The organism is Streptomyces sp. NPDC001415, from assembly GCF_053597395.1.
Genome location: NZ_JBSFIE010000020.1, coordinates 132,557 through 139,738, shown reverse-complemented (window position 1 = coordinate 139,738; position 7,182 = coordinate 132,557). Strand labels below are relative to the sequence as shown.

The window sequence follows — 7,182 nt, the reverse complement described above, 5'->3', positions numbered from 1 at the left end:
CAGGGGGTACCCCCATCGAGGACCTTCCGGCGCCTTGCGATCGCACGCACCAGACGCCCCGGCCTGATCCGGACGGGGTTCAGACACAGGCTCTCGGCTCTCAGCTTGTGAAACGCCCTAGAACCCCCGGGTCCGCTTCGCCGCCGCGCGGCCCGCTCCCGGGGCCCGCAGGAACAGGCGGGCGACCTCGTTGCCGAGGTTCACGCCGATCGCGATCGCCAGGGCAAGGGCCGCCGCCTTGGCGAGCGAGGCGAAGCCCCGGTCCAAGTGGCCCTTGGCGATCAGGAGGACGCCGAAGTACGTGGCGCTACCGGGCAGCAACGGGCCGATCGCGGCGGTGACGTACAGCAGCGCCGAGGTGTTCCAGTACCGCGAGAGCAGCTGGCCGAAGAGGCCGACCAGGCCGGCCGCGACCGCCGTCGCCATGATCGGCGAGCCCTTCGCGGTGACCGCGATCGCGGCATAGACCACCCAGGCGACCGCGCCGTTCGCGGCCACGATCAACACGGTGGAACGATCCTGCTGGAGCAGGACCGCGAAGGTCAGACAGAGCACGAACGACGCCAGGATCTGGATCACCGGGCGGTCGATGGGTGCGAACGTGCCCTCCGGGTTGAGCTCGGCGTGGATCTGGAGCCCGCCGTACAGGACGGTCAGGACACCGACGACGATCGCGACGAAGAAGTACCCGACTTCGAGCAGCCGCGCCGAGGCGGTGACGTAGAAGCCGGTCAGGCCGTCCTGCACGGCCGCCACCAGGGCCCGCCCGGGGATCAGCGCGAACAGGCCACCGGTGATCACGGCGGACGGACTGAGGTCCCAGGAGAGCAGGCTGAGCGCGACGCCCATCGCGGCGGGCGGCATCGCGGCCACCACGAACTGGTAGAACTCCGGCAGTCCGCGTGCCGCGCACAGCCAGGCGAGCCGGTCGCCCAGGACCGCGCCGACCGCCGCCACCAGGAACACCGCGACGCCGCCGCCGATCAGTACGGAAGCGGCTCCGGCGAGCAGTCCGCAGGCGGTGGTCAGGACCCAGCCGGGGTAGGGGTGGCGGTTTCGCCGTATCTCCGCGAGGCGCCGGTAGGCCTCCTCCAGGGAGACCTCGTGCTCCTCGGTGGTCATGTCCGTGACGAGCCGGTGCACGGCCGCCAGGCGCGTGTAGTCGGTGCCGCGGCGGCGCACCGTGCGGTTGGCGGTCACCGGATCGTCCACCAGGGACGGCTGGTGCGTGATCGCCAGCATGGTGAAGGTGACCGTCGGCTCGCAGCGGTCCAGGCCGTAGCTGCGGCAGATCGCGAACATCGCGGCCTCGACGTCCTCGGCACCCTCGCCGCCCGAGAGCAGCAGCTCGCCGATACGCAGCGTCAGGTCGAGCACGCGGGGCACGGCGGGGCCGGTGTCGTCGTGCTTCTGGATCGGCTCGGCCACCGGCCGGTCGCCCACCGGCATCCGCAGCATGGTGCGCATCCGGTCCTGCCAGGGCGCGTCCTTGGACAGCCGCACCAGCGGCAGGCCCGCGGTGGTGATCAGGGCGCTCGGGGTGTCCCGGGCGCTGTAGCCGCTCGGCGTCGCGAACGCGGAGGCCGGCTGGTCGGCGGGCGTCTCCACGACCGGGGCGGCCAGGCCCGCGGGCAGCGCGAACTCGGAGGTGGGCGATTCCTCCTCGGGCACCTGTGGCTGCTCCACGCCCTCGGGGGGTGCGAAGGCGCTGCGTGCCTCGTCGGACTGCGGCTTGCGGTCCTCGACCGCGTCGTGCTGCTCGGCCACCACTGGTCCCGTGCCTCCCTTCGGCCGCTTGGGTGCGTGTGCCCAGTATGTGGTCGGTCATGAGCGGATACGACAGCGGGCGGCGCACCGTGAAGGTGCACCGCCCGCTGTTCGCGATCGAGCGCGCGTCAGTGCGCGCCGCCCTGCGCCTCAAGACGCTTGTAGGAGGCCTCGACCTCGGCCTCGGCCTCGACGCGGCCGACCCAGTTGGCGCCCTCGACGGACTTGCCGGGCTCCAGGTCCTTGTAGACCTCGAAGAAGTGCTGGATCTCCAGGCGGTCGAACTCGGAGACGTGGTGGATGTCGCGCAGGTGCTCCACGCGCGGGTCGGACGCCGGGACGCACAGCAGCTTGTCGTCGCCGCCGGCCTCGTCGGTCATGCGGAACATGCCGATCGCGCGGCACTTGATGACGCAGCCGGGGAACGTCGGCTCGTCCAGCAGGACCAGGGCGTCCAGCGGGTCGCCGTCCTCGCCGAGGGTGTCCTCGACGAAGCCGTAGTCGGCCGGGTAGCTGGTCGAGGTGAAGAGTCGACGGTCCAGGCGGATCCGGCCGGTCTCGTGGTCGACCTCGTACTTGTTCCGCGACCCCTTCGGGATCTCGATGGTGACGTCGAACTCCACGGGTGGCTCTCCTCCATGATCAGCACATGCATCGGACGGGTGCTGCGCCGATGCCGTGTTCGCGGCAGGACGCAGTTCTGGTGATTAAGTGTCCCTCACGCAGGTGTGTGATCGCGAAAGGGGCTGGTTCTCGGTGCCGGGACCCAAGACATGGCAGCTCACAGCGGGTGCGGCGGCGGTCGGCCTGGCACTTGCGGCCGGAGCGGTGGCCATGGCCGGACCGTGGGACTCAGGCCAGCGTACGGCCGAGCGTGACCGGGCCGCATCGCGGGAAGCCAGGGGTGGCGCACATCACCAGCACCCCGCGGCTCCGGGCGCTCCGGCTCCGGCCCCGAGCGCGCCCAGCGTGCTCGCGGCCCTCGGCGCCGCGGCCGCGGCCCCCGTCCCGGCGGCCCTTCCCCCGGCCCTGGACCAGTTGCTCGGCGACCCGGTGCTCGGCCCGCTCCCGGCGGCCTCGGTCCTGGACACCGGCACTGGCCGGGAGCTGTACGCCGTCCGCGCGGACGCGGCCATGACGCCGGCCTCCACCGTCAAGATCGCCACCGCGACCGCCGTCCTCACCGCGCTCCCGCCCGACCACCGCTTCGCGACCACCGTGGTGGCAGCCCCGGCCGACGGCACCGCGCTCACCCTCGTCGGCGGCGGCGACCCCACCCTGGACAAGGCGCGCCTGGCCGCCCTCGCCGACGACACGGCCCGCGCGCTGCGGGCCCGCTCGCTCGGCCACGTACAACTGGCGTACGACATCTCGCTGTTCAGCGGCCCTACGGTGCATCCGATCGGGGCGAACGAGAACCTCGCGCCGGTCGTCGCGCTGATGACCGACGAGGGGCGTACGGACGGCTCGGACAGCGGGCCCGCGGCGCGCACCTCCGATCCGGCGGGCGACACCGCGCGGGCCTTCGCCGAGTTGCTGCGCGCCCGCGGGGTGCAGGCGGACGCGCCGGTGCAGGGCGCAGCCCCCGCCGGTGCCGAGCGGGTGGCGAGCACGCTGTCCGCGCCGCTGCCCGAGATCGTCGAGCGGATGCTGACCAACAGCGACAACGACATCGCGGAGGCCCTGAACCGCGCGACCGCGATCGCGACCGGCAGGCCGGCGAGCTTCGACGGGGGCGCCCAGGCGCTGCCCGCGCAGCTCGCCAAGCTCCAACTCCCCTTGAACGGGGCCGTGTTCGCGGACGGTAGTGGTCTCAACCGCGTCGACAAGGTCACCGCGGGCCTGCTCACCCGGCTGCTCGCCAAGGCCGCCGACCCGGCCCGGCCCGAGCTGCGCCCGATCCTCACCGGCCTGCCCGTCGCCGGGTTCACCGGCACCCTCAGCGGGCGCTACGGCACCGCCTCCGCGGCGACCGGCCTGGTCCGCGCGAAGACCGGCACGCTGAGCGGCGCGGGGGTCAACACCCTGGCCGGGACGGTCGTGGACGCGGGCGGCCACCTCCTCGCGTTCGCGTTCCTTTCGACGGGCACGCCGGGCGCCGACCCGGCCCCCGTGCAGAAGGCCCTCGACCGTCTCGCCACCCGCCTCACGGAGCACTGAGCGGCGCCGACCGGGTTCCCTCGCGGGGCCGACCACGTACGGTTGACGCATGACTGGCATCGGCGGTGCAGGTACCTCTGGGATGGTCGACTGGAACCTCGCGGTCGCGACCGCGACCCGACTGGCGCGGCCGGGCCCCGACGTGAGCCGTGACGAGGCGCGTGAGATCGTCGCCGAGCTCCGTCGGCACGCCAAGGCCGCCGAAGAGCACGTGCGGGCGTTCACCCGGATGATCCCGGAGGGCGCCGAACCCGAGGACACCCCCGTCCTGGTCGTCGACCGGGCGGGCTGGGTGCGGGCGAACGTCGCGGGCTTCCGCGAGGTGCTGAGGCCCCTCCTCGACAAGATGCAGGAACGTCGCGGGAACATGCCGGGCGGGGCCGTGCTCGGCGCGGTCGGCGGCAAGGTCACCGGCGTCGAGCTGGGCATGCTGCTGAGCTTCCTGTCCTCGCGGGTCCTCGGCCAGTACGAGACCTTCGCGCCCGCCACCAGGGAGTTCCCGGCGGCGCCCGGCGGCGGGGGCCGGCTGCTGCTCGTGGCGCCCAACATCGTGCACGTCGAGCGCGAACTCGACGTCGCCCCGCACGACTTCAGGCTCTGGGTGTGCCTCCACGAGGAGACCCACCGCACCCAGTTCACGGCCGTGCCCTGGCTGCGCGACCACCTGGAGGGCGAGATCCAGTCATTCCTCGCCGAGACCGAGGTCGACCCGATGACCGTCCTGGAGCGGCTGCGCGAAGCCGCCCAGTCGCTGGCCGGGGGCCGTCCCGAGGGCGAGGAGGGCGAGGGCGGGCGCTCGCTCGTCGAGCTCGTGCAGACTCCGGCGCAGCGGGAGATCCTCGGCAGGCTCACCGCCGTCATGTCCCTGCTGGAGGGCCACGCGGACTACGTGATGGACGGGGTCGGGCCGCAGGTCGTGCCCTCGGTGGCGGAGATCCGCGAGAAGTTCAAGGAGCGCAGGGCCAAGGGGGCCTCCCGGCTCGACATGGCGCTGCGCAAGCTGCTCGGCCTCGACGCCAAGCTGCGCCAGTACCGCGACGGCGAGCGCTTTGTGCGGGCCGTGGTGGACGAGGTCGGCATGGACGGCTTCAACCGGGTGTGGACGTCGCCGAACACGCTGCCCACCAAGGCCGAGATCGCCAAGCCGGCGGACTGGGTCGCGCGCGTGCACCGCAAGGCGGAGTCCTGAGCGAAAAGCCGCCGGTAGGCGGGTGTCAACGCGGGAATCACCCATCCGAGGGACCGTGAGGCATGGGTAGGCGTGCAATGCTCGGGTAACGGCTCTGTTCTGTCACCATCTACGCACTCTGTGTGACTGAACGTCCCTCCTGCTCCCTCTGTTCCCCCCGCTTCCTCTCCGCGCCAGAGGCACCCCCAACTTCACCGAAGGGCACCGGACATGGGTCCCCATCCTGCGGTCGCAGCGATACGCCTGGCGGTTCGCCGCGTACTCCACGACGTACTGAACGAACACTCCCGCGACCATGAGAGCGCCGCTGCCGCCGTGACCGCGGGAGCCCCCGCCGGTCGCGCTGCCGGCCCGCGCACCGCGCCGCCCGAGCCCCTGGTGCTCGTGGCCTGCTCCGGCGGCGCCGACTCCATGGCGCTCGCCTCCGCCCTCGCCTTCGAATCCCGCAAGCTCTCGCTGCGCGCCGGCGGCATCACCGTCGACCACGGCCTCCAGCACGGCTCCGACCTGCGGGCCGCCGAGGTCGTCTCGCGCATGACGGGCCTCGGCCTGGAGCCCGCCGAGGCCATCGCCGTCCACGTGGGCCGCGAGGGAGGGCCCGAGGCCGCCGCCCGGGATGCCCGCTACGCCGCCCTCGACGCCGCCGCCGAGCGGCACGGCGCCGCCGCGATCCTGCTCGGCCACACCCGCGACGACCAGGCCGAGACCGTGCTGCTCGGCCTCGCCCGGGGCTCCGGCACCCGCTCCCTGTCCGGCATGGCCGCCGTCTCGGGGGCGGCGGGCCGCTACCGGCGCCCCTTCCTGGAGATCGACCGCCAGACCGCTCGCAAGGCCTGCATGGTCCAGGCGCTGCCCGTCTGGGACGACCCGCACAACGCCGACCCCGCCTACACCCGCTCCCGGCTGCGCCAGGAGGGCCTGCCCGCCCTGGAGAAGGCGCTCGGCAAGGGCGTCGTCGAGGCGCTGGCCCGCACCGCCCAGCTCTCCCGCGACGACGCCGACGCCCTGGACGCCTGGGCCCTCCAGGCGGACGCGACCGTACGGGACGACGCCGGGCTCCTGGAGTGCGCGAAGCTGTTCGCGCTGCCGCCCGCTGTGCGCCGCCGCATCGTGCGCCGTGAGGCCATCGGGGCGGGCGCGCCCGCCGGTTCGCTCTTCGCCCGGCACGTGGAGGAGGTCGACAAGCTGATCACCAGCTGGCGCGGCCAGCGCGCCATCAATCTCCCCGGCCGCGTCGTGGCCCGCCGCCAGGGTGGCAGACTGGTCATTCGGCAGGGCTGAGCTCACGCACGTAACTCGGCTCGCTTACGGACACACAGAACCCCCAAGAAAGCGGCCCGGGTGAACGAGAAGGACATGGGCACCGACCTCCAGTCGGTGCTCATCACCAAGGAAGAGATCGACGCGAAGCTGGCGGAGCTGGCCGGGAAGATCGACGCGGAGTACGCGGGCAAGGACCTGCTCCTCGTCGGTGTCCTCAAGGGCGCCGTCATGGTCATGGCGGATCTGGCCCGCGCGCTGTCCACCCCGGTCACCATGGACTGGATGGCCGTCTCCTCGTACGGTGCGGGCACCCAGTCCTCCGGCGTCGTGCGGATCCTCAAGGACCTCGACACCGACATCAAGGGCAAGCACGTCCTGATCGTCGAGGACATCATCGACTCGGGCCTGACCCTGTCGTGGCTTCTTTCCAACCTCGGATCGCGCGAGCCCGCCTCCCTTGAGGTGTGCACGCTGCTCCGTAAGCCGGATGCCGCAAAGGTCGCGATCGACGTGAAGTGGATCGGTTTCGACATTCCCAATGAATTCGTCGTGGGTTACGGCCTCGACTATGCCGAGAAGTACCGCAATCTCCCCTTTGTCGGGACGCTCGCGCCGCACGTGTACGGCGGCTGAGGCAACGCGGCCCGTTCGGGGAACCACAGCCCCCCTCCCGCCGTTGGAGCATGGGAAGGGCCCTTTGTCAGCCGTACCGTGCGACCACGGGTGACAATGCTGGGGTACCGTCCGAAGAACAGTCTTTACGCACAGTCTTAGTCACACTCACAGCAGCATTTACCTACGGG

The 7,182-nt window shown here is 72.1% G+C and carries 6 protein-coding genes; 4 read left to right on the top strand and 2 right to left on the bottom strand.

The features are described 5' to 3' along the window. Positions 1-117: 117 nt before the first annotated feature. Together ACWC2B_RS25140 and ACWC2B_RS25135 are read right to left on the bottom strand one after the other, a co-directional pair. A complete protein-coding gene (locus ACWC2B_RS25140; protein ID WP_450720221.1) occupies positions 118-1,770 on the bottom strand; it encodes a threonine/serine ThrE exporter family protein in 1,653 nt (550 codons plus the stop codon). A 125-nt stretch (positions 1,771-1,895) separates the two neighbouring features. Further along, positions 1,896-2,390: an inorganic diphosphatase gene (locus ACWC2B_RS25135; RefSeq protein ID WP_053731216.1), complete on the bottom strand. Its 495-nt coding sequence runs from the start codon at positions 2,388-2,390 to the stop codon at positions 1,896-1,898. A gap of 133 nt (positions 2,391-2,523) precedes the next feature. On the opposite strand from ACWC2B_RS25135, the gene dacB reads away from it, so the two are divergent. The 4 genes from dacB (at position 2,524) to hpt (ending at position 7,012) form a co-directional block, all read left to right on the top strand. Then, positions 2,524-3,927 carry a D-alanyl-D-alanine carboxypeptidase/D-alanyl-D-alanine endopeptidase gene (dacB, locus tag ACWC2B_RS25130; RefSeq protein ID WP_450720219.1) on the top strand — a complete coding sequence of 468 codons (1,404 nt, stop codon included), beginning with the start codon at positions 2,524-2,526 and terminating at the stop codon, positions 3,925-3,927. A 49-nt stretch (positions 3,928-3,976) separates the two neighbouring features. Continuing rightward, positions 3,977-5,116: a zinc-dependent metalloprotease gene (locus ACWC2B_RS25125; protein WP_450720217.1), complete on the top strand. Its 1,140-nt coding sequence runs from the start codon at positions 3,977-3,979 to the stop codon at positions 5,114-5,116. 210 nt (positions 5,117-5,326) lie between these two features. Beyond that, the gene (gene tilS, locus ACWC2B_RS25120; RefSeq protein WP_450720215.1) at positions 5,327-6,397 is read left to right on the top strand and encodes a tRNA lysidine(34) synthetase TilS; all 1,071 of its coding nucleotides are present in this window, start codon (positions 5,327-5,329) and stop codon (positions 6,395-6,397) included. A 75-nt stretch (positions 6,398-6,472) separates the two neighbouring features. Further along, positions 6,473-7,012, top strand: coding sequence for a hypoxanthine phosphoribosyltransferase (gene hpt, locus ACWC2B_RS25115; RefSeq protein ID WP_120727895.1), 540 nt, complete (start codon positions 6,473-6,475; stop codon positions 7,010-7,012). The last annotated feature ends 170 nt before the right edge of the window (positions 7,013-7,182 follow it).